The sequence below is a fragment of the Candidatus Fukatsuia endosymbiont of Tuberolachnus salignus genome (assembly GCF_964030845.1).
Classification (GTDB): Bacteria; Pseudomonadota; Gammaproteobacteria; order Enterobacterales; family Enterobacteriaceae; genus Fukatsuia; species Fukatsuia symbiotica.
In genome coordinates, this window is sequence record NZ_OZ034983.1 from 2,840,870 (window position 1) to 2,862,146 (window position 21,277).

21 protein-coding genes and 3 pseudogenes are annotated in these 21,277 nt (G+C 41.9%); 12 read left to right on the forward strand and 12 right to left on the reverse strand.

From position 1 onward, the window contains the following. Positions 1-19: 19 nt before the first annotated feature. Positions 20-748 (reverse strand): arginine ABC transporter ATP-binding protein ArtP, encoded by a 729-nt coding sequence (gene artP / locus AAHH42_RS13640; protein WP_072550551.1) that lies wholly within the window; start codon positions 746-748, stop codon positions 20-22. Between the two features lie 187 nt (positions 749-935). On the opposite strand from artP, the gene AAHH42_RS13645 reads away from it, so the two are divergent. From AAHH42_RS13645 to AAHH42_RS13695, 11 genes and pseudogenes are all read left to right on the forward strand, one after another. Beyond that, a complete protein-coding gene (locus tag AAHH42_RS13645; RefSeq protein ID WP_342221366.1) occupies positions 936-1,088 on the forward strand; it encodes a hypothetical protein in 153 nt (50 codons plus the stop codon). Then, the gene (locus AAHH42_RS13650) at positions 1,075-1,338 is read left to right on the forward strand and encodes a hypothetical protein (protein WP_342221367.1); all 264 of its coding nucleotides are present in this window, start codon (positions 1,075-1,077) and stop codon (positions 1,336-1,338) included. Before AAHH42_RS13645 ends, AAHH42_RS13650 begins: the two co-directional genes overlap by 14 nt. A 48-nt stretch (positions 1,339-1,386) precedes the next feature. After that, positions 1,387-1,719 (forward strand): heavy metal-binding domain-containing protein, encoded by a 333-nt coding sequence (locus AAHH42_RS13655; RefSeq protein WP_072550549.1) that lies wholly within the window; start codon positions 1,387-1,389, stop codon positions 1,717-1,719. A gap of 228 nt (positions 1,720-1,947) precedes the next feature. After that, positions 1,948-2,283, forward strand: a complete 336-nt coding sequence (locus tag AAHH42_RS13660) for a hypothetical protein (RefSeq protein WP_342221368.1) — start codon at positions 1,948-1,950, stop codon at positions 2,281-2,283. Positions 2,284-2,846: 563 nt separating this feature from the next. Further along, positions 2,847-4,562 (forward strand): hypothetical protein, encoded by a 1,716-nt coding sequence (locus tag AAHH42_RS13665; protein WP_342221369.1) that lies wholly within the window; start codon positions 2,847-2,849, stop codon positions 4,560-4,562. A gap of 370 nt (positions 4,563-4,932) precedes the next feature. After that, positions 4,933-5,316 carry an IS630 transposase-related protein gene (locus AAHH42_RS13670; protein ID WP_342221370.1) on the forward strand — a complete coding sequence of 128 codons (384 nt, stop codon included), beginning with the start codon at positions 4,933-4,935 and terminating at the stop codon, positions 5,314-5,316. Positions 5,317-5,581: 265 nt separating this feature from the next. Next, positions 5,582-5,773, forward strand: a complete 192-nt coding sequence (locus AAHH42_RS13675; RefSeq protein WP_240313882.1) for a transposase — start codon at positions 5,582-5,584, stop codon at positions 5,771-5,773. Between the two features lie 55 nt (positions 5,774-5,828). Continuing rightward, positions 5,829-6,440, forward strand: a complete 612-nt coding sequence (locus AAHH42_RS13680; RefSeq protein WP_342221371.1) for a hypothetical protein — start codon at positions 5,829-5,831, stop codon at positions 6,438-6,440. Positions 6,441-6,499: 59 nt separating this feature from the next. Beyond that, positions 6,500-6,835: pseudogene (locus AAHH42_RS13685) on the forward strand (helix-turn-helix domain-containing protein); the annotation flags it as partial. Between the two features lie 219 nt (positions 6,836-7,054). Then, positions 7,055-8,029 (forward strand): IS110 family transposase, encoded by a 975-nt coding sequence (locus AAHH42_RS13690; RefSeq protein WP_342221038.1) that lies wholly within the window; start codon positions 7,055-7,057, stop codon positions 8,027-8,029. Between the two features lie 17 nt (positions 8,030-8,046). Further along, positions 8,047-8,790, forward strand: a pseudogene (locus AAHH42_RS13695) (integrase core domain-containing protein); the annotation flags it as partial. Positions 8,791-8,956: 166 nt separating this feature from the next. On the opposite strand, the gene gndA reads toward AAHH42_RS13695, so the two are convergent. Together gndA and galU are read right to left on the reverse strand one after the other, a co-directional pair. Continuing rightward, entirely contained in the window at positions 8,957-10,369 is a 1,413-nt protein-coding gene (gndA, locus tag AAHH42_RS13700) for an NADP-dependent phosphogluconate dehydrogenase (RefSeq protein ID WP_342221372.1), read from the reverse strand. 15 nt (positions 10,370-10,384) lie between these two features. Continuing rightward, positions 10,385-11,272, reverse strand: a complete 888-nt coding sequence (gene galU / locus AAHH42_RS13705; protein ID WP_119963750.1) for a UTP--glucose-1-phosphate uridylyltransferase GalU — start codon at positions 11,270-11,272, stop codon at positions 10,385-10,387. A gap of 310 nt (positions 11,273-11,582) precedes the next feature. Between galU and AAHH42_RS13710 the strand changes: the two genes are divergently transcribed. Beyond that, positions 11,583-13,166 (forward strand): TerC family protein, encoded by a 1,584-nt coding sequence (locus AAHH42_RS13710; protein WP_342221373.1) that lies wholly within the window; start codon positions 11,583-11,585, stop codon positions 13,164-13,166. Positions 13,167-13,202: 36 nt separating this feature from the next. Here AAHH42_RS13710 and asmA read toward each other — a convergent pair whose 3' ends face one another. The 9 genes and pseudogenes from asmA to AAHH42_RS13755 form a co-directional block, all read right to left on the reverse strand. Next, positions 13,203-15,023 (reverse strand): outer membrane assembly protein AsmA, encoded by a 1,821-nt coding sequence (gene asmA, locus AAHH42_RS13715; protein ID WP_342221374.1) that lies wholly within the window; start codon positions 15,021-15,023, stop codon positions 13,203-13,205. 52 nt (positions 15,024-15,075) lie between these two features. Then, entirely contained in the window at positions 15,076-15,657 is a 582-nt protein-coding gene (gene dcd / locus AAHH42_RS13720; RefSeq protein WP_119797267.1) for a dCTP deaminase, read from the reverse strand. A 43-nt stretch (positions 15,658-15,700) separates the two neighbouring features. Further along, entirely contained in the window at positions 15,701-16,816 is a 1,116-nt protein-coding gene (apbC, locus tag AAHH42_RS13725; RefSeq protein WP_342221375.1) for an iron-sulfur cluster carrier protein ApbC, read from the reverse strand. A gap of 127 nt (positions 16,817-16,943) precedes the next feature. Continuing rightward, positions 16,944-17,438 (reverse strand): lysis protein, encoded by a 495-nt coding sequence (locus AAHH42_RS13730; RefSeq protein ID WP_342221376.1) that lies wholly within the window; start codon positions 17,436-17,438, stop codon positions 16,944-16,946. Continuing rightward, on the reverse strand, positions 17,423-17,920 hold the full coding sequence (locus tag AAHH42_RS13735) for a lysozyme (RefSeq protein ID WP_342221377.1): 498 nt from the start codon (positions 17,918-17,920) through the stop codon (positions 17,423-17,425). The genes AAHH42_RS13730 and AAHH42_RS13735 overlap by 16 nt, the downstream gene beginning before the upstream one ends. Positions 17,921-18,242: 322 nt before the next feature. After that, a pseudogene (cysE, locus tag AAHH42_RS13740) lies at positions 18,243-19,033 on the reverse strand (serine O-acetyltransferase). 65 nt (positions 19,034-19,098) lie between these two features. Further along, positions 19,099-20,094: an NAD(P)H-dependent glycerol-3-phosphate dehydrogenase gene (gene gpsA, locus AAHH42_RS13745; protein WP_119963744.1), complete on the reverse strand. Its 996-nt coding sequence runs from the start codon at positions 20,092-20,094 to the stop codon at positions 19,099-19,101. Further along, entirely contained in the window at positions 20,094-20,675 is a 582-nt protein-coding gene (locus AAHH42_RS13750; protein ID WP_119797272.1) for a protein-export chaperone SecB, read from the reverse strand. Before AAHH42_RS13750 ends, gpsA begins: the two co-directional genes overlap by 1 nt. 113 nt (positions 20,676-20,788) lie before the next feature. Further along, positions 20,789-21,232 (reverse strand): rhodanese-like domain-containing protein, encoded by a 444-nt coding sequence (locus AAHH42_RS13755; protein WP_119797273.1) that lies wholly within the window; start codon positions 21,230-21,232, stop codon positions 20,789-20,791. Positions 21,233-21,277: the final 45 nt, after the last annotated feature.

Consider the following 21,277-nt stretch of genomic DNA (forward strand, 5'->3'; position numbering starts at 1 on the left):
CTTATATCCTTAATAAATATCAATGTGACAAATAATGAGCAAAAGCTGCGGTTTTGGGCGCGGTAAAATGACTGGCATTACCTTGCTCGATCACATGCCCCTTTTCCATATAAACTACTCGACTGGCAGTTTTACGTGCTACTTCAACTTCATGAGTCACTATCACCTGCGTGATCCCGGTTGCCGATAATTCACGGATAATGTTCACTATTTGTGCGGTTATTCCCGGGTCTAATGCCGCGGTAGGCTCATCAAATAACAATACCCGAGGTTCCATCATTAGCGCACGGGCAATCGCCACCCGTTGTTGCTGACCACCAGAGAGATGCAAAGGAAAACGCTGAGCAAAATCGGTTAAACCTAAACGGCTCAGCAATCTTTGCGCACGCTCTCGTGCTTCTTCTTTTGACAGATCTAATACCCGGCAAGGCGCTTCTATCAGATTTTGCATGACATTGAGATGTGGCCACAGATGATATTGCTGAAAAACAATGCCCACATTACGGCGCAGTTCGCGGATAGCGGTTGCTTTCAGCTTTTGGCTAAAATCAAATTGGTTACCCGCAATCGCCAGTGACCCTGAGCGGGGTATTTCCAACAGATTCAACACCCGCAATAACGAGCTTTTACCGGCACCACTGGGCCCCAGCAACACCAATGTTTCTCCTGCAGGGCAGTCTAAGGTAACGTTGAACAATGCCTGATGTGAACCGTAGTAACAATTAATGGCGTTAAGTTGAATATTCATGCTAAAAATATGAATAATTAATGATGCTGATAAGGGTAACTGTTATCGAATAATTATGCAATTTTTGTGCGTTAATCACAAAATAATCGCATGAAACCATTATCGAACTAGGTTGCATCTAGAGGAAAGATTCAGTACCTTTACCGGATTCGAAGCATTCTACTGCCAAACAATAAGGAGCATACAAATGGCATTGGTCGCATTTGATACACAACAAGTTGTAGAAGACCTTGAAAAGGCCGGTGTCTTGACATCTCATGCTAGAGCCATCTCTTTCGTTATTCGTAAATCTCACGAAACTGTAGACGTCGCCACTAAGCGTGACCTTGAACTTACATAGGGATATCGATGCCAGATTTGGAAAGACTGACACAGCAATAGCCGGATTCCGTAAAGATCTGTCGGCTGCAATAGCCGAAGTCCGCAAGGATATGGATGTACAGTTTGAACAAGTTGATAAACGTTTTGATCAATCTGAAAAACGTTTTGATAAGCTTGAATCCAAATTCGATCGCATTCAATGGTTTCTTTATGCTGCGACCTTGGGTTTGCTGTTCAAGGAACAAATTACCCGGTTGCTTGGCATCTAGTCTAAATGCGAGCACAAGAGATTGCGAACAGGTTCTAAGGAAGCGTGCATGCAATTATCTACTACCCCAACCCTGCAAGGGTTTATCATTAGCGAATACTGCAGCATCGTCAGTAGTGAAGTCATGCTGAATATCAATGCGTTTCAAGGTTTTCTCACCGGTATACGTGATCTCATTGGTGGTCGGGTAAAAGGCTATGAATTAGCACTGCGTAAAGCCCGTGAGAATGCTTTTACTAAACTGCAAATACAGGCTGAAGAATTAGGCGCGCATGCGGTTGTTGGCATCACTATTGATTATCAGATGATAGGTAAAGGCGGTAATATGCTGATGATCTGTATAAAGGGTACGGCAGTAAAACTATTAGCCCAAACCCCTTAGTAATTATTTACCACTTATTTATCTGGCAGTAGCATTAATAATATAACATAAATATAATAAATGAATTAATAGAAAAACCTCGATAAATATGTCGTGTTTTTTCTATTTATGTTTTTATTTTAAAATTTTAACCCTTTTTTGATATTTTGAAAACACAACAGGGTGTAATGTGGTTTTACTTTTTAAAAATAACAGTGAGAAAATAACTATGAGAGGATAATTATGGATATGGGAGTATCTCGTTCAGTTGGAGTATCAATAACCATCGATGGTTTTGGAGATTCTAATTCTTTCATTCAAGGAAGAAATTCCAGTTTAAAATTAGAAAATAATAATACAACATCTAAAAGACCAAGCTATATCATGAAATTAATAGGTCCCTTCATTAAAATGATAAGTAACGAGAGAAAAAAAATAGCAAAAAAAGAGGAAAGAACGCAATTTTTAAAGATGTTGAAAGACAAATTTGCGTCAGGAATAGAAGAAGAACGCATGGCAGGCATACCTACAAAAATTCTAGAGGATTGTCTGAAAAATAATAAACCAAACGAGGAAAACAGATAGGTTGATCTCATATAATTTACAAAAATATCATGCTCAATAATATATTTCAATGGCAAAAAGGGAAAATAGTCTAGCAACCCTATTATACAGTAACAACTCAAATAATTTAGTAGCCTGTACGTTTAGCTGCTCTGATAAGATTAACTAAACGTACCTCGCCATTATAATTTAACCCCATCTCACCTACGTTTAGTTTCTCGTTGACTCTCGCATAAATTCTGCTAACATCCAGAAAATCATTATTACCAAGTCGTTAATGTGATTATTTTTAAAGTTTTGTATAAATAAGTAAAATAAAGTCATTTTTTTCTTGAATCAAAAATTATTATCTATTTAATGGGCGTTTTTTGATATTTTTAAAATCAAATAAAATGTAATATTTTGACTATTGAAAATAAATCTTTTAAACCGTTTTTTTAAATAACAATGAGATAATAATTATGTGTCTTCAGGCAAAATTACAGCATCAAAATACAATTTCTATAGGGCAAATACGTGGAAAATTTAGTGAGAATAACGGGACGCTCACTGCTACATTCAGTTTTCAGATAACAGGGACAGGTATGTATCCTAAAGGTCCGAGTAGCAATGTATCTACTAGTACATCTACTGCACCCGCCGTATCTACTACACCCGCTGCATCTACTGCATCTACTGCATCTACTGCATCTACTGCATCTACTGCATCTACTGCATCTACTGCATCTACTGCATCTACTGCATCTACTGCATCTACTGCATCTACTGCATCTACTGCATCTACTGCATCTACTGCATCTACTGCATCTACTGCATCTACTGCATCTACTGCATCTACTGCATCTACTGCATCTACTGCATCTACTGCATCTACTGCATCTACTGCATCTACTGCATCTACTGCATCTACTGCATCTACTGCATCTACTGCATCTACTGCATCTACTGCATCTACTGCATCTACTGCATCTACTGCATCTACTGCATCTACTGCATCTACTGCATCTACTGCATCTACTGCATCTACTGCATCTACTGCATCTACTGCATCTACTGCATCTACTAATAATAAAAAACAAAAAGGTTTAATAGCAAGAAATTATTTCAAAGAATCTTTCATCGGAAGAATTTCAGGTCAAAGACTCAGTTCAAGTGAAAAACATAAAATAGCACGCCATAATATAGCGTGTATCAACAAGAAATTGAAAAAACCGGCTCTATCTGCTAATAAAAAAAGAGCATTACAAGAACTTTTAGCTGGACAAGAATATAAAAAAAAGAAACATGCACCTACCCCAGCTGCTACAGTGGCTGTGCCTAGTCGTCCTGCTCCTTCCATTCCTGCTATACCTACCACAACTCCTGTAGCCACAGATCCGGCGCTACCCACTAATCTTCTTAAAACTTTTCAGGATTTTTACAAAAATACCACTCAAGAAAGACTAGAAGAGTTGGAGCAAGTGAAAAATAGTTACCAGAAAGAAATGACTGATCTTAAAAGTGATATTATAAAGTCAAATCCGATGATAACCGGGAAAGAAACGGCTTTTAAAGGCGAAATTAGCAGCTATACAATCGATTTAGCCACAAGAATGTTTGATATAACAGATGCTAATAAGGATGAAAAGATTGCTTTCTTTAACAAATTGATAAATTTAAATAATGATGTGGATTGCTTTCTAAAAGATAGTCTATCTGAAGATGAGTTTTTAGCTAATAACTCTGCTGTATACCAAAAAATCCAAAACCGTGAATTTGCATTACCCCATGTCAAACATGCATCGCAATACGAATCCGAGTCAAATAAACTTGTGCAAATTTTAAAAGAACACGTTACAGAAATGAGAACAAATTTAGAATATTATGTCAGTACACCTACCAAAAATTCTGATTCGCTTAGAGAAATGCAAAAAAATATTACAATAGCTGCAAACAATTTAAAGACTGCGGAGTTTATAGAAAATAAAGCTACACAATCTAAAGAAAAGACAATAAAGGCTGCAAACGTTGGGAATGAGGTAGAAGCTGAAAAAGAAACAGCAAAAGCCTTCAAAGCATATCAAGATATTCAACAATTGCTTAAATCCACTAAAATAGAAAGGGATAATTTACTTAAGATAAGCACGCCTGAAAATGATGAATTGAGAAAAAATGAAACTAGAGATAATTTTATATCGCTAATAGGGTCTGATTTTTTTAGATTGAGACTGAGCTTAAAAGTTATTATTGGGAAAGTCGTTCCTGGGAATCTTTTTCTAATACAGAATCCAAGCAGGACGAACGTTGACAGTTACCTATAAATACCTATCAGGTACAGCTCTTATAATTATTAAAATAGAATCAATGACTCTATAAAACACTCCCCCCAATTAAAATTAGTATTACTAACGTTAACTGGGGGGTTAATTATTTTAGACTACTCAAAAAAAATCAATAAAGTTTAATATATCAAAAATCTTAATAGGCTGATCCAATCTAACCTTAGTTCTGGACAAGTATATTTTCCTGTTACGCCGAACCAGATTGATTAAACCAACTCTGACAGACAACAGAAGTCTAATGGCCATTTTTCCTCTAGGAAAAATCTGACTCCCTCAACAAACAAAAAAGTATATACTGCGGGACATATTTAGCATTATACCGGGAATATAGCGTAGGCTGTATAAATTGATGTATAATTTCGAGATGACTTATCCATTAAAATTTCGCCAACATGTATTGGCTATTAAAGAGGAAGAAAAGCTTACATATGCCCAAACGGCCACACGTTTTTGTATTGGAACCGCAGGTCTAATGCGCTGGGCTAAACGAATAGAACCTTGTCTGACACGTGATAAACCCGCCAGTAAAATAGCTCGAGCGGCGTTGATTCTTGATGTGGAAACCTACCCTGACGCGTCTCAATACGAGCAAGCCCAACGTATGGGAGTGAGCGCTAGAGGTATCTGCCATGCGTTAAAACGGGCAGGGTTTAGCTATAAAAAAAACATTTTATCATCCAAAAGCCAACGTCCAATCCCGAGAAGATTTTCAGGTCAAGATCCAGGCCTATGAAGCCAGCGAGACCCCCATTATTTACGTGGATGAAAGCGGTTTTGCTCATGACATGCCCCGCCTCTACGGCTATTGAACTAAAGGTAAGCGGTGTTACGGTCAACATGATTGGCACGCTAAAGCGCGTACCAATGTCATCGGCGCTCAGCTTAACGGAAAATTAACCACCGTTTGTGCCTTTGAATATAATATCAATAGCGATATTTGTTATGCGTGGGTAACCCAAGACTGACTGCCAAAAATCCCTCAAGGGGCTGTCATCGTGATGGATAATGTGAGCTTTCACAAACGCCAGGATATCCAGTCTGCTAGACAAAAATCCGGTTTTATTCTGGAATATCTCCCGACGTATTCTCCTGACCTCAACCCAATTGAGCACAAATGGGCTCAGGCTAAAGCCCTTCGTAGGAAACGACAATGCGATATCGACACTCTCTTTTCTGACCCTTTGTTTTGAATCAATTTATACGGCTACAGCCATAGCATGGTGATCGATTAAGGAGCATGTAAAAATGGCATTGGTTGCACTTGATACACAACAGGTTGTAGAAAACCTTGAAAAGGCAGGTATTTTAACGCCTCACGCTAGAGCAATTTCTTTCGTTATCCGTCAATCTCACGAAGCTGTAGATGTCACCACTAAGCGTGATCTGGGTGATTTAGGTAAGGGTATAGATGCCAATTTTGAAAGAACCGATGCTAAAATAACCGATTTACGTAAGGATATGGACGCCGGATTTGAAAAAACAGATGCTAAAATAACCGACCTACGTAAGGATATGGACGCCGGATTTGAAAAAACAGATGCTAAAATAACCGACCTACGTAAGGATATGGACGCCGGATTTGAAAAAACAGATGCTAAAATAACCGACCTACGTAAAGATATGGACGCCGGATTTGAAAAAACCGACGCTAAAATAACCGACCTACGTAAGGATATGGACGCCGGATTTGAAAAAACAGATGCTAAAATAACCGACCTACGTAAAGATATGGACGCCGGATTTGAAAAAACCGACGCTAAAATAACCGACCTACGTAAAGATATGGATATACGGTTTGAACAGGTTGATAAGCGGTTTGAGCAGATTGATAAGCGTTTTGAACAGGTTAATATGTAAAAATTTGAATTTAATCTGACATTTCAATATATTTAATATTAAATGAAGGCGTGTTAGAAATGAATCAAACAGCAAAAATAATCAAACCGAAACTCGGCTTACTTGACCTGGCAAAACAGCTGTGTAATGTTCAGTCAGCGTGTAAAGTCATGGGCTACAGCAGAGACAGTTATTAGCGTTTTAAAAAGCTGTATGAGCAGGGAGGTGAGCCAGCCTTGGTGGAAATAAGCCGTAAAAAACCACTCGAAAAAAATCGAGTGGAGCCGCATATAGAACAAGCGGTGGTGAATATGGCTTACGACTATCCTGCTTATGGTCAGCACCGTGTGGCGAATGAACTTAACCGACAGGGGATAATGATTTCCGGCAGTGGTGTTCGCTCGGTTTGGTTGCGCCCTTATATCTTGATTATTAACTTTCAAAGGTTGATGATCCCCAACTGATCATTGGGATGTCACCGGAGAGTTTGTTTGCGCCCTTAGGCTTAAAGCTTGTGCAGTCAGATAAAACCCCGGTGACATATTTATCGTCGCCTGTAAGACCGAACGGTATCTTGTGCTAAGAGCACGTATTTATAAGGAAGGTCGGGGCGATCATTTAATTATCTGTTTTTCATGGGAGAATCAGCCATGGACAAGACCGCAGTGGGTATTGATGTTGCCAAATTAAAATTCGATGTTGCAGTGTGGGTAGAGAGAAAAAAGTATAAAACAAAAGCATTCCCGAATACCCCCTCTGGATTTAGCCAACTACTGAAATGGCTTATCCCTTACGGGGATTGTCATATTTGTCTCGAAGCCACAGGGAGTTACAGTGTTCCACTGGCTATGTTCTTAGTTGATAATGGCATTGACGTCAGCCTAGAAAACCCATCACGTATTCATGCCTTTGGTGAGAGTGAACTGAGTCGGAACAAGACGGATCAGGGGGATGCAAAAATGATAGTGCGCTACTGCGCACTGCATACACCTGTCCTCTGGACTCCTCCTCCCTTGAGCGAACGTCAATTAACCGCGCTAGTACGCCATCTAAAGAGTTTAGAGGAAATGAGGCAAATGCAAGAAAATCGGCAATCAGTGGCTGACGATGTCGTTCAATCCTCACTGCTTGAAATCATTTCTGCACTTAAACAACAAATCCAGGCCACCAAAGAAAAAATAAAAAACCATATCGATAACGATCCTGACTTAAAGAAAAATAAAGCGTTGCTGGAGAGTATTCCTGGTATCGGTGAAATACTAAGTGCCAGTTTGCTGGCGTATGTGGGTAATGTGTCAAAATTCACTAACAGTAAGGCAGTGGTGGCCTATGCCGGGCTTAACCCAAAACTTTGTGAATCAGGTTTATTTAAAGGACGGAGCCGCCTATCAAAACGGGGTCATACCGAGCTCAGGAAAGCGTTGTATATGCCCGCTCTGGCTGCCCTTTCTTGTAATCCGATAGTGAAAGCACAGTGGCAACGACTCGTATCACGCCATAAAGGGGGTAAAATGGGCGTCTGTGCGGCAATGCGCAAATTACTCCAACTGGCGTATGGTGTGCTGAAATCAGGCATCCCATTCGATACAAAAATAGCACTTGCATCATGATGGGCAAGACGGTATCTGACCTGGAAAATATCAAGAAACGCCTTTCTGCCTTGGAAGCCAAAGTAGCGCAGGAGGGGTACTTACTGACGGAAGCCCAACTGCAAGCATTAGAAAAAGTGCAGGATAAACGAGAAGCTCATGGACAAATTGAAACGCAACATCCGGGCTATCTCGGCTCTCAGGATACTTACTACGTGGGGCACATTAAAGGTGTGGGTAAAATTTATCAGCAGACCTTTGTTGATACCTATTCCAAAGTCGCTTTTGCCAAGGTCTATACAGAGAAAAATGCCTTGGTTGCCGCAGATATGTTAAACGATCAGGTGCTGCCATTATATGATGAGCAAGCGGTTCCCTTATTGCGTATCCTGACCGACAGAGGGTCAGAATACTCGGGGAAAAAGGAAACCCATGCGTATCAGCTTTACCTGGAGCTAGAAGATATCGAGCATACGCGGACCAAGGCATACAGCCCGCAGACTAATGGTATCTGTGAGCGGTTTCATAAGACGATGAAAAATGAAGGCTATGACGTGATGTTTCGGCGTAAAATTTATTCATCATTGGAAGACATTCAGCAAGACATCGATAAATGGCTCGCATTCTACAACAGAGAGCGACCTCATTCAGGCTGGTATTGTTATGGCAAAACCCCCTGGGAAACTTGGATTGCATCAAAAGAGTTAGTAAAAGAAAAACAACTCGATAATTTATTTGAACCATCGCACACTCAGACTACTCTGACAAATTCGATCGCTTAGCTTGTGTCTGTCAGGTTAAGTTTGAGCTACTACACTCAAAGACCATTCGAGATCGTCATGCACACTCAGATGAAGAAGAAGATCGTATAGCATTCATAATCAACCACCAACTCCCCAGCTGACATTAATAAATTTAACGTTAACTGGGGATCGTTATCTTAATAATCTAGTCAATACTCGTCCATTCACTATGAAACACACCCTCTTTATCAGTGCGTTTATAAGTATGAGCGCCAAAGTAGTCGCGCTGTGCCTGAATCAGATTGGCAGGTAGCACCGCAGCACGGTAGCTATCGTAGTAGGCAATCGCAGCAGAAAAAGTAGGGGTTGGGATGCCATTTTGTACCGCATAAGCCACCACATCACGCAATGCCTGATGATAATCATTCGCGATTTTTGTGAAGTAAGGTGCTAACAGTAGGTTGGCAAGATCCTTATCTTCAGTATAAGCATCAGTAATTTTTTGTAAGAACTGGGCACGAATAATGCACCCAGCACGGAAGATACGCGCAATTTCACCGTAGTTCAGCATCCAGCCATGCTCCTTTGCTGCCGCTTTCAGTTGCTGAAAACCTTGTGCATAAGAAACAATTTTACCCAAATACAATGCACACCGAACCTTTTCAACAAATTCGCTGTTATCACCATTAAAAGGCTGACTGTTCGGACCCTGGAGCACCTTGTAAGCCGCTACACGTTGCTCTTTCAACGAGGAGAGATAACGGGCAAAAACCGCTTCAGTGATCAATGTTAATGGAATGCCAAGATCTAGCGCACTTTGACTGGTCCATTTGCCTGTTCCTTTATTCGCCGCTTCATCGAGTATCACATCAACCAGATAACGATCTGTATCGCCTTTTTTTATGAGTATATTTGCTGTTATTTCAATTAGATAACTATTCAGTTCACCTTTATTCCATTCACTAAAAATCTCTGCTAATTGGTCATTATCACCCTTCAATTTCAGTTTCAGCAATGAATAGGCTTCAGCAATCAGTTGCATATCACCATATTCAATACCGTTGTGTACCATTTTGACATAGTGTCCGGCACCATCGGCGCCGATATAGGTGACACAGGGTTCATTATCCACTTTGGCCGCAATTTTTTCCAAGATCGGGGCCACTAACTTGTATGCTTCTTTCTGACCACCGGGCATGATCGAGGGTCCTTTCAATGCCCCCTCTTCACCACCAGAAACACCGGTACCAATAAAATTAAAACCTTGCGCAGATAATTCGCGATTACGACGAAGGGTATCCTGATAGTGGCTATTGCCACCATCGATCAGAATATCACCTCGCTTTAAATGAGGAATCAGAGAGGCAATGGTTTTATCAGTGGCTTCACCCGCTTTCACCATCAGCAGAATACGCCGCGGTATTTCCAGTGACTCAACGAATTCTTCGATGCTATAACAAGGAAATACATTTTTTCCAGGATGTTCGTTGACGACTTCCTTTGTTTTATCCTCTGAACGGTTAAAAATCGCCACTGAATAACCACGACTCTCAATGTTGAGCGCCAGGTTACGCCCCATCACCGCCATACCGACAACACCAATCTGTTGTTTCGACATATCAAAAACTCCTTTCTAAAGCTGTTTTAACCAAGCCGAGAATGCCTCACCCTCGGTCTCATGACGCCTACCATAGCTGACAAAGGTTTTCATATAACCCAGTTTATCACCACAATCGTATGATTTACCGGTCATATGAAATGCCTCAACTGACTGCTGTTTTATCAGCATGGCTATAGCATCGGTTAACTGAATTTCCCCCCCAATTCCATGCGGGGTTTTTTCCAGTAATGACCAGATATCTGCCGCAAGAACATAACGCCCTACCACTGCCAAATTTGACGGTGCTTTATTTACAGCAGGTTTTTCAACGATATTGGTGATGACTGCGCTCTTCCCTGGTAATAAATCCACACCATCAATACTGGCAATGCCGTATTTAGACACATCCTCTGCTGGCACCGGTTCTACCATAATTTGACTGCGACCCGTATGTTCAAATTTTTCAATCATACAAAACAGATTTTCGCGCTTAAGATCTGCTAGCTTATCATCGAGTAAGACATCTGGCAGCAGAACAATAAAAGGAACCTCTCCGATTATTGGCTTAGCACAGAGTATCGCATGCCCTAATCCCTGTGCTTGCCCTTGACGTACGTGCATAATGTTAACGTCATGCGGACAGATCTCTTTGATTTCTTTTAATAATTGACGTTTGACTCGCCTCTCTAACAGGGTTTCTAATTCGAAAGAAGTATCAAAATGGTTTTCTATGGCATTTTTTGATGAGTGGGTAACAAAGACAACATCTTTTACACCGGCAGCACCACATTCATTGACAATATATTGAATTAACGGTTTATCAACAATCGGCAACATTTCTTTTGGGATCGCCTTGGTTGCCGGTAGCATACGCGTGCCAAGACCTGCCACCGGGATAACCGCTTTCCATCTTTTTCTCATTTTCTTCTAACCTTGATGATGATAGACCTTATCAATTGAATTGTAATCCAAGCCTTGCTTCTTTAACACAGGTTGAGGATCGCTAACGTAATATAGCATCCAGGTCGCTCACTCATAAGAAATCTACTGATGATTTATTCGCCTAATATTGAATAAAAAATCATCATTATTACCAATTTGATTACAGAATGACATGCTAGATAGCTTTATTAATGGATCAATATCCTTGATTGCTAGTTGAATTTTATCTCATCAGTACCCATTATTCTGGCTACGGTATAAGCCGTGACGAAAAGGTATAACGAAACCTATGGAATGGATCCTGGATCCAACTATTTGGGCAGGCTTGGCAACTCTGGTGGTGCTCGAAATTGTATTAGGTATTGATAACCTAATATTTATTGCTATTTTGGCAGAAAAACTGCCGTCTCATCTACGGGATAAGGCGCGTGTTAGCGGGTTGGTCTGTGCACTCTTGATGCGATTATTGTTACTGACGGGTATCTCATGGATAGCGAGCCTGACGACACCACTGATAACACTTTATGCTCATCAGTTTAGTGCTCGTGATCTGATTATGTTAATCGGTGGGATATTTTTGCTTTTTAAAGCCACTGTCGAACTGAATGCTCGTTTAGAAGGGAAGGATCACCAACAACCTGGTCAAGATAAAAGTGCGCGTTTTTGGCCTGTTATCGCACAAATCGTGGTGCTTGACGCCATTTTTTCATTAGATTCTGTGATCACCGCTATCGGTATGGTCAATCACCTCGCCGTTATGATGGCAGCAGTGGTCATTTCCATCGGTGTGATGCTGCTGGCCAGTAAACCGTTGACCAGTTTTATCAACGCACACCCCACCATTGTTATTCTCTGTCTGAGTTTTTTGTTAACCATTGGTTTCAGCCTACTCGCCGAAGGCTTTGGTTATCTTATTCCGAAAGGCTATCTGTACGCCGCAATAGGTTTTTCCGTCGTGATTGAATCCCTCAATCAATTTGCCCAATTTAATCGCCGTCGCTTTCTTTCTACTGTACGACCACTACGAGAACGTACCGCAGCAGCAGTGTTACGTATGTTAAGTGGCAAACATGAAGAAGCAGAACTGGATAATCATACAGCCAATCTGATTGCCGACAATACCCGTGAAGGTCAGGAAGTGTTCAATCAACAGGAAAGACGGATGATTGAGCGAGTCCTGGGGTTAGCACAGCGTACCGTCAACAGTGTTATGACTTCCCGTCATGATGTGGAGTACCTGGATCTCAATGATCCACCTGAAAAATTGACTCAGCTATTAACAAAAAATCTGCATACTCGCCTGGTAGTGACCGAGGACAGTACGACAGACGAACCATTAGGCGTGATCCATGTCATTGACCTATTGAAACAGCAATTAGAAAAAGAATCCCTGGATCTACGTGCCCTGATCCACCAGCCTTTGATTTTTCCCGAACAAGCTTCACTGTTAATGGCTCTGGAGCAATTTCGTCAAGCTCAAACACATTTTGCTTTTGTCGTCGATGAATTTGGTACCATTGAAGGGGTGGTGACATTAACTGATCTGATGGAGACTATCGCAGGTAATCTACCCGTCGCGGGGGAAGTAACGGATGCACGCCACGATATCCAACAAATGGAAGACGGCAGCTGGATTGCCAATGGCTATATGCCGCTCGAAGATTTAGTATTGCATCTACCACTCCCTATTGATGAAAAACGCGAATATCACACTTTAGCGGGTTTACTGATGGAATATAGTCAACGGGTTCCTCAAACCGGAGAACAATTACAAATCGGTAATTATCTGTTTGAATCACTGGAAGTCAGTAGCCACCGTATCAATAAAGTAAAAATCACTTCGCTTAACATTAATCAAAATAACATATCATAACTCAGTGGACTTCTTGTAAAACCGTCACGCCACTATCTACGGTTGCACAAGAGGTCTATTACCTTCGATTATATTGCGTTCAACCCAGCCGTCGAATGCTTCTTTGGCTTTTTGCCTTAGCTCATCACGCAATAATGATTCCACATCCAATTTATATTTTAATTGCTGCCAGGAACCATAAATACGCAGAGGTATCTCAGTATTTTGTAATATCCTGATAAAATCTGAGTTTCCTCTCCAATCTTGTATCACCCGTACATTTAAGTTGATATCACATTGTTGCATCGGTAAATCAATCATAGCCTTCCCCTTAAGAGCAAGTAATGCTGAATCACCACTGAGGTTACTCACTTTCAATATCCCTTGATGCAACGTGAGATCAGCTCGCAATTTCTGTATCGAAGTATCAGTAACATAATCATCTTTCCCGCTCACTTCACTGGTGCTATTGGTCACCGCCTGTTGGATAAGTTGCTGTATATTGATGCCATGAAATTGCGCTTTTTCCATGCCAAATTTTACATAACCTTGCCAACGCCGGCTAAAAGCCTCCATATTCAAGCCATCACCTGATAATTCCCCCTTCATGGAACCGGCACCACTCAACAACGGCGGTAGCCCAAATGCACTCAATATCGGTGCGAGCTCCATATGATTGACTACAGGTTCAATAGCAAGTTGCATTCTATTACCGATGACGTTAGCCGTACCCAATATGGAAAAATTGCCATTGAGTGCATGACCCAATAATCGTTGTATTACTAAGTTACCTCGCTTATTTTCCGCCGCCAATTCCAGTTGATTTATTTTTATCCCACGATAAACCAGAGTGTCAGCATTCAAGGTCAAGTGGGCGTTAAAATCACGCAATTTTTGTAAACCCTGCCGTATATCTTCATCCTGATTGGCGATAACCGGTGCTGTTATCACCCGATATTCAGCCGTTGTTTGGCGCTTATCTTGTGGTGGTTGCCAGCCCTCGATGCTATCAAGATTGATGTCTTTTGCTGTTAATTTTATCAAATAGTCAGGAATGTCGTCTAACGTGGCACTCGCATTTCCAGTGAACAGGTTATTGTTAACCTGTACCTGCAGCTGATTTAACGCTAAACGTCGAGAAGCAGCCTGGTAGCTGGCTTGCGTATTTCCTTCTCCACTGATCCCTATCACTGGAATATCAGCACCTTCTAGCCGGTAAGTAAACTGATTAACATTAGCATTAATTTGCTGTGGATAATCTCGTAAATCGAGATCAGCACCTAGAGAGAAGGTCAAATCTCGTTGATTACGGTTCACCTGGCTGGAAATTGATACCGTTAGTTGACGAGGTTTATTTTGTACCAGGTCGAGATTAAGGCTGCGTATATTGATTTGATCATCGTTAATTTTCTGCCAGATAAGCAAACTATCAACCAGTTTTACCGTACGAATATCCAACGCCCAAGCGCTGCTACCGTTAGTGGGACTACGACTGTTAACAACAGCTACCGGAATATCAAGAGGTTGACTTTCAGGGGTTAAACTGATCACAGCCCTTTTTAACATTATTTCTTCGATCTCGAGTCGATGAAATAATAACGGCCATAGTTTAACATCCAAACGCATATTTTCTGCACTCACCACAGGTGTGGGTGCACCAGGAACGGTTAATGTCATTCTGCCAGCAATAATGCTAAATTGCGGCCAGACATGCCAACGCAGATCACCATCAAAATTAAGCTGATAGCCGCTTTTTCTAGCGACCTGTTTAACCATGTAGGCTCGAAAATCATTAGGATTTACCAGCAGCACCAATGTAGTCATACCCGCCACCAGCACAGCTAACAAAATAACCAACGTTGTCAGTAGTCTTCTCATGACGTCCTCTTGTTTAGAGCGTCGCTTACGACGACTTCGAATAAGTTCTAAATCAATCTTTATCGATACGGCTAGCAACAGCACCCTGTTGATCGCGGTATTTAGCGTTTTGTCGGCTATTATAGGGACGAGCGGCAGAACCAGAAAGCGGCTCAAAACTTAGCGCGCCAATTAACATCCCCGGGCGCAGTGCCAGCGGCAACTTACCTGAATTATAGAACTCCAAGACGATAGTACCTTGCCAACCGGGATCGATACGGTGCGCGGTAACATGAACCATCAATCCTAAACGTGCTAAAGATGAACGACCGTCAAGCCAACCAACCAAATTATCCGGTAGCGTTACCGATTCCAACGTTACCGCCAGCGCTAGCTCACCAGGATGCAAAAAGAAAGCTTCTCCTTCCGCTAAAATAATTTCGTCACTCATTACCAGCTCCAATGCAGCGCTGATGTTCTCTTTGGGGCCACTTAAATCGATAAAAGGAGCGGTATGGCCACAGAAAACACGGAACTGGTTGCCCAAACTGACATCAACAGTAGCACCATTAATACGCTCAACTGGCGGACGTGGAGTAATCGCCAACGTGCCATTGTCCAGCCAGGCTTCTATATCACGATCACAGAGTCTCATTGCAAATTCTCATTTAATTTAGTCGTGAATGATGAAGGGATAATCACAAGGCTCGAAAGGGGATATCTGGTAGTATCTCCTCACTACAACACCAGTACGTTTCAGCCGCCACTCGAGAAGCTAATTGACAATAAATATCGCTAAAATCACTGCCTGGATGACGGATCACCGTCGGTTCGCCACAATCTAAATCCTCACGTAAAGCAATATGCAGGGGTATTTGACCCAGCAGTTCACAGTCATATTGTTCTGCCAGTTTTTTTGCCCCACCACTGCCAAAGATCGCTTCTGAATGATTGCAGTTACTACAAATATGCACACTCATATTTTCGATAATGCCTAATACAGGTACTTCCACCTTTTTAAACATTACAATACCCTTCCGTGCATCGATCAATGCAATATCCTGCGGCGTAGTCACCACCAATGCGCCAGTGACCGGAATGTGCTGTGCCAGCGTCAGTTGAATATCACCAGTGCCGGGCGGCATATCGACAACTAGATAATCTAAATCAGGCCACAAGGTATCTTGCAACATCTGTATTAGCGCTTTACTCGCCATTGGACCACGCCAAACCATCGCATTTTCATCGTTCGCTAAATAACCAATGGAATTGGTTGCCAGCCCATATGCCATAACCGGCTCCATATGTTTACCATCAGGCGAAGTCGGTCGTTTACCCATAGTCCCCAACATATTAGGCACTGATGGACCATAGATATCTGCATCCAAAATGCCCACCTTAGCACCCTCTTTTGCCAACGCTAACGCCAAATTGACTGCAATACTGGATTTGCCAACGCCACCTTTACCGGAGCTGACCGCTAAAATATTGCGCACGCCTTGTATGTTTGCCTGCTTGTTAAGTGGACGTAATCTCTTAATATCATGTAAAAGCTTCCAGTCGATGGCCTTAGCACCGATCACTTTCAATAGTTTCTTATTGGTTTCTTTTTGCAACGCTGCAAAAGCAGAAACCCAGACAAAAGGCATGATCAGTTCGATATGCAACGTATTATCGAGCAAAGCGCAATGATGTACAGCATTTAGCTTACCCAGATCTTTTTTCAGCGTCGGATGAACAAAGCGGGTGAGTATCTCAATAACCTGTGATCGCAACAGATCAGGAATGCTCTGCTCAGAAGATTTTCGGCTCATCCTAATTCCTTGAATTGATCTAAAGACAATAGCCAGTAGCATATCAGAACTCTGTTGCCGTAACAGGACTGTCCCATCAAATTTTATTTGATAAAACCATGCAAGGATAATTATGCGCGGAGAGTAGTTAGTTTTTTGGGGGTGATTTAGCTAAACATAAGTTATTGATATAACTCTGTAATCCGGCAATCTGGGTCGTCGCTATGGCTATGTTGGTTCTGAGATTGAGATAATCCCATTGAGAGGCGTCAGTAAGTCGGGCGCGGGGAGCATCATCCACGCCGGTGGCGGTGGTGGTTTTGGACATATCGCAGCTGGCGTTGAGACGCAACCGCTTATTGCCATGAGCAAGAGCAACACGTAGGCTATCGATATTGGCTTTGGCATAGGCTAACTCCTCAGTGTATTTTTTATCTGTGGCAGCAACAGTTTCCTGCAACTTTTTCAGTTTTATAAGATTTTTTCTGCTAGTGGTAAGTTCTCCATTCAAAGTGGTAATGGTTGTGTCTTTTTCTGCCATTCTTCCTTGATAGTATTTTTCTTGCTGAAGATACCGTCCGTGGTAATAAAAGAGCAACCCAATTAACACGGTGATAAATAAAATCATTAATCGACCATACATAATTCTTTCTCCTGTTGACGACGTATAATTTGTCCGTAGCAATTGTTCGATCGGATACGACAATCTCTGCCGCCATCGAATATCCAGCGTTTCATTTCAGCACAAGCACCCTGACGATCACCGCTATTTAACTTGCGAAAAAAAGCGGACTGGCGACAGCGACCAATCCCAATGTTATAGGCACAAAAAGAAGCCACACCGGCTTTCTGTGGCTCAGTCAACGGCACTTCAATATAGTGTTCGACAAGTGCTAGCGCTTTTTCTGCCTCTACTTTGTTTCTGATCGCACATTGAGCTTTAGTCAGTGTCATACCTTCGTAAACACCAGTAGTGACACCTTGACAAATAGTCCAAATACCGCTGCTATCCTGATAAGCATGAAGTTTATCACCTTCACATTCGTTTAAAAAAGCCGTCAAAAGTATCGATGCGCTGGCTCCGGTGACGATCATCTCCTTAATCTTTTTACTCAATATGCTCATCGTCACGTCTCCTAAAAAATGACGGTGCTTCGTTGGAGGGAAATTTTCAAAAAATAGACTTAATGAGCTGATAGAGATCAACCCATTTATGTCGACGAATAAAATAGACTTCTTGCATAACCTGGCTGGACAACCCGCTATAGATAACAAGCTAAGGCAAGATAATAAAAACAAAGGCTCCGGCTATTAACCGGAACCTCATAGTTGGAAGAAGGGTACCAATGCGACCATGCGCTACTGTCGGTTTAACCTACACCAATTTTATGCAAAATGCAAAAGTTACCTAATGGATGGAATACCCTCATTACCGTATTCAGATAAGCTATCCAAGATTATTAAAATATTGATCCATGTCAAATGAAGGTTTTTCACTTGCCGGTTTTCCGACAACACGAGCAGGTACACCCGCAGCGGTCGTATGTGCTGGAACAGACTGGAGCACGATAGAACCCGCACCAATTTTAGCGCCTACTCCTACCTCAATATTACCCAGGATCTTCGCCCCAGCACCAATCATCACCCCCTCACGGATTTTCGGATGACGATCTCCGCCCATTTTACCCGTTCCCCCTAATGTCACTGATTGCATAATAGAAACATCATTTTCCACTACCGCAGTTTCACCAATTACAATACCAGTGGCATGATCCAACATAATGCCGCAACCAACGGTTGCTGCAGGATGAATATCGACATTAAAGATCAGTGAAACCTGGTTTTGTAAATATATCGCCAGTGCCTTTCGATCCTGCAACCAGAGCCAATGAGCGACGCGATAAATCTGTAAAGCATGAAAACCTTTTAGATAAAGCAATGCCGTTGAATATTGATCAACAGCAGGATCACGTAAACGAACAGCGAGAATATCTCTGGCAGCAGAAATAACAAGATGAGGGCGCAATACGCATCTTCTATTACTGTACCCATTATGCTAGGCCTCATATGAAGATCGGCTAATCTTTTAATCAACATATGACTTAACGCATCCGCCAGACTTTCATGCTTGAGTAATGTTTCATGAAAAAAATCAGTTAGCATAGGTTCATTATTACAGAGTGCTTGCGCTTCTAATTGAATACTGCTCCATAACTGTTTTAACTCTTTTGCCAACATTATTTTAGCTCTCAGGATGTATCCTTTCAGGAAGAAGATTTTTATCAACAAAACCTGTTCGAGATTTAACAACCCTCTAACAAGGTAGACGCAGCCTCACTCGCTTTTTTATCACAATATAATACTTGATAAATTTGTTCAGTAATTGGCATCCTGACAGCATAACGTTTTGCCAAAACCGATACTTCCTGAGTATTACGATATCCTTCAACCAACTGACCAATTTTTGTCTGTGCTTGCTGTACACTACAACCTTGACCGATCTCAATGCCAAAACGACGGTTACGGGATTGATTATCCGTGCAAGTTAGCACTAAATCGCCTAGCCCAGCCATACCCATAAATGTAGCCGCATCAGCCCCCAAAGCAATACCTAAATGGCTCATTTCAGTTAGACCTCTAGTGATCAGGGCAGCACGCGCATTGGCTCCAAAACCAAGACCATCAGATATACCCGCCCCGATAGCTATCACGTTTTTTACCACGCCACCAAGCTGTACTCCAATGACATCAGTACTGCTGTATACAAGGAGGCTCTTCCCACAATGGAATAACCGCTCCAAATCCTGACGAAAGCCGTCATCTTTAGAAGCCAGTGTAATCGCCGTCGGTAGCCCAGCAGCCAGCTCTTTCGCAAAAGTAGGGCCGGAAATAATCGCCAAAGGCACAGACTTACCGACAACCTCCTGCGCCACTTGCTGCAATAAACACCCCCTTTCAGTTTCTAATCCTTTACTCGCCCATACAATACGCGCATCAGCATGTAAATGGGGTTGTAATTGCTTTAGCACATTTTTAAAACAGTGACTGGGAACCACAACCAATACATTACGACTGCCAGCAAGCGCCTGAGCCAAATTACTTTCTAGTAGCAAATTTTTGGGAAAGGAAACATCAGGCAACAGAGTCTGATTATAGCGAACGCGTTGTAGTTCCTGAATATGGGGGGTGTTACGTCCCCATAGCACCACCTTGTGACCATTACGTGCCAAAGCTATCGCTAACGCGGTGCCGTAAGATCCGGCACCAATAACCGTCATTGAAATATCATTCGTATTCATCAAGCATCCTGATGGGATTCAGAATTTTGGCCTTTAGCTTTTTTGCTTTCCGCTTTCTGTGCCAGGAAATCCATATACAAGGCATCAAAGTTAACCGGCGCCAAATACAGTGGAGGAAAGGTCCCGCGAGCAACCAGACTCGTGATACATTCACGCACATAAGGAAACAGTATATTCGGGCAATAAGCACGCAAACAAAGCTCCAGTGAATCACTGTTAGTCCCTCCGATGGAAAAAATACCTGCTTGCTCAACTTCACAGACAAAAGCGGTTTTTCCATCTTCTTCTTTCTCTTCTTGATTTTTGTCTTGCTTGCCTGTGTTGTTGTCTACTTTTTTCGCCGCTTCATCCAGAGTTGCTTTCACTGTGATACGCAACATCACTTCAAACAACTCATTCTCTGATGATGATACTTGCTCTGATGACGATAATTTTTCGTAATGCGTATCAAGATCAATACTCACTGTCGGCAACCACTCTTGCTGAAAAATCTGCGGCGCATGGAGGACTTCGAAAGAAATATCCTTGGTGTAAATCCGTTGGATATGGAACACCATATCTGTCTTGCCTTGTGCTGACATTTATATAAACACCCTTAAGTTAAACATTTCTGAAAGATGGCAATCGCCGTCAAGATACCGGTGTCACCTCGTTACAGTAATAACGCAAATTTTCACCCTGCCTTCCACTTACCCTATTTTTTTGATTTGAGCCATACCAGAGGCAAATTTTCTCGATTCCAACCCGATATCCCCTCTTTTAGGATAAAAACACGTTCAAAACCCGCCTTATTTAGATCACCAGCCACACTGCCAGCCGTCGTACCCGTGGCACAAACCACAACAACAGGCCGCGCCTTACGCTTTTTTAACTCAGCCAAATTGCCATTTTTTATATCGCTTGGACTTATATTGATCGAATTAGCAATATGACCTTTACGGTAATCTTCACGGCTACGGATATCAACCACAGTAGCATTTTCTTTATTAAGCAATCGTATTATCTCACTACGGGTCGTCTCTTTAACATTAGAAAAACAACTTTTAAGCATGATGATAATTACAGCACCCAGCAGCGCTACCCAAGCCAGACTTAAAATAGGATGTTGACCAATAAATTGCGTCATTTCTTGTAACATTGAGGTAAAAACTCCCGTGGGCTAAGAGGCAACAGATTTCTTGCA

Coding starts and splice junctions, on each gene's coding strand:
- artP (WP_072550551.1), bottom strand. CDS start 748: ATGAATATTCAACTTAACGCCATTAATTGTTACTACGGTTCACATCAG.
- AAHH42_RS13645 (WP_342221366.1), top strand. CDS start 936: ATGGCATTGGTCGCATTTGATACACAACAAGTTGTAGAAGACCTTGAA.
- AAHH42_RS13655 (WP_072550549.1), top strand. CDS start 1,387: ATGCAATTATCTACTACCCCAACCCTGCAAGGGTTTATCATTAGCGAA.
- AAHH42_RS13660 (WP_342221368.1), top strand. CDS start 1,948: ATGGGAGTATCTCGTTCAGTTGGAGTATCAATAACCATCGATGGTTTT.
- AAHH42_RS13665 (WP_342221369.1), top strand. CDS start 2,847: ATGTATCCTAAAGGTCCGAGTAGCAATGTATCTACTAGTACATCTACT.
- AAHH42_RS13670 (WP_342221370.1), top strand. CDS start 4,933: ATGTATAATTTCGAGATGACTTATCCATTAAAATTTCGCCAACATGTA.
- AAHH42_RS13675 (WP_240313882.1), top strand. CDS start 5,582: ATGGATAATGTGAGCTTTCACAAACGCCAGGATATCCAGTCTGCTAGA.
- AAHH42_RS13680 (WP_342221371.1), top strand. CDS start 5,829: ATGGCATTGGTTGCACTTGATACACAACAGGTTGTAGAAAACCTTGAA.
- AAHH42_RS13690 (WP_342221038.1), top strand. CDS start 7,055: ATGGGAGAATCAGCCATGGACAAGACCGCAGTGGGTATTGATGTTGCC.
- gndA (WP_342221372.1), bottom strand. CDS start 10,369: ATGTCGAAACAACAGATTGGTGTTGTCGGTATGGCGGTGATGGGGCGT.
- galU (WP_119963750.1), bottom strand. CDS start 11,272: ATGAGAAAAAGATGGAAAGCGGTTATCCCGGTGGCAGGTCTTGGCACG.
- AAHH42_RS13710 (WP_342221373.1), top strand. CDS start 11,583: ATGGAATGGATCCTGGATCCAACTATTTGGGCAGGCTTGGCAACTCTG.
- asmA (WP_342221374.1), bottom strand. CDS start 15,023: ATGAGAAGACTACTGACAACGTTGGTTATTTTGTTAGCTGTGCTGGTG.
- dcd (WP_119797267.1), bottom strand. CDS start 15,657: ATGAGACTCTGTGATCGTGATATAGAAGCCTGGCTGGACAATGGCACG.
- apbC (WP_342221375.1), bottom strand. CDS start 16,816: ATGAGCCGAAAATCTTCTGAGCAGAGCATTCCTGATCTGTTGCGATCA.
- AAHH42_RS13730 (WP_342221376.1), bottom strand. CDS start 17,438: ATGTATGGTCGATTAATGATTTTATTTATCACCGTGTTAATTGGGTTG.
- AAHH42_RS13735 (WP_342221377.1), bottom strand. CDS start 17,920: ATGAGCATATTGAGTAAAAAGATTAAGGAGATGATCGTCACCGGAGCC.
- gpsA (WP_119963744.1), bottom strand. CDS start 20,094: ATGAATACGAATGATATTTCAATGACGGTTATTGGTGCCGGATCTTAC.
- AAHH42_RS13750 (WP_119797272.1), bottom strand. CDS start 20,675: ATGTCAGCACAAGGCAAGACAGATATGGTGTTCCATATCCAACGGATT.
- AAHH42_RS13755 (WP_119797273.1), bottom strand. CDS start 21,232: ATGTTACAAGAAATGACGCAATTTATTGGTCAACATCCTATTTTAAGT.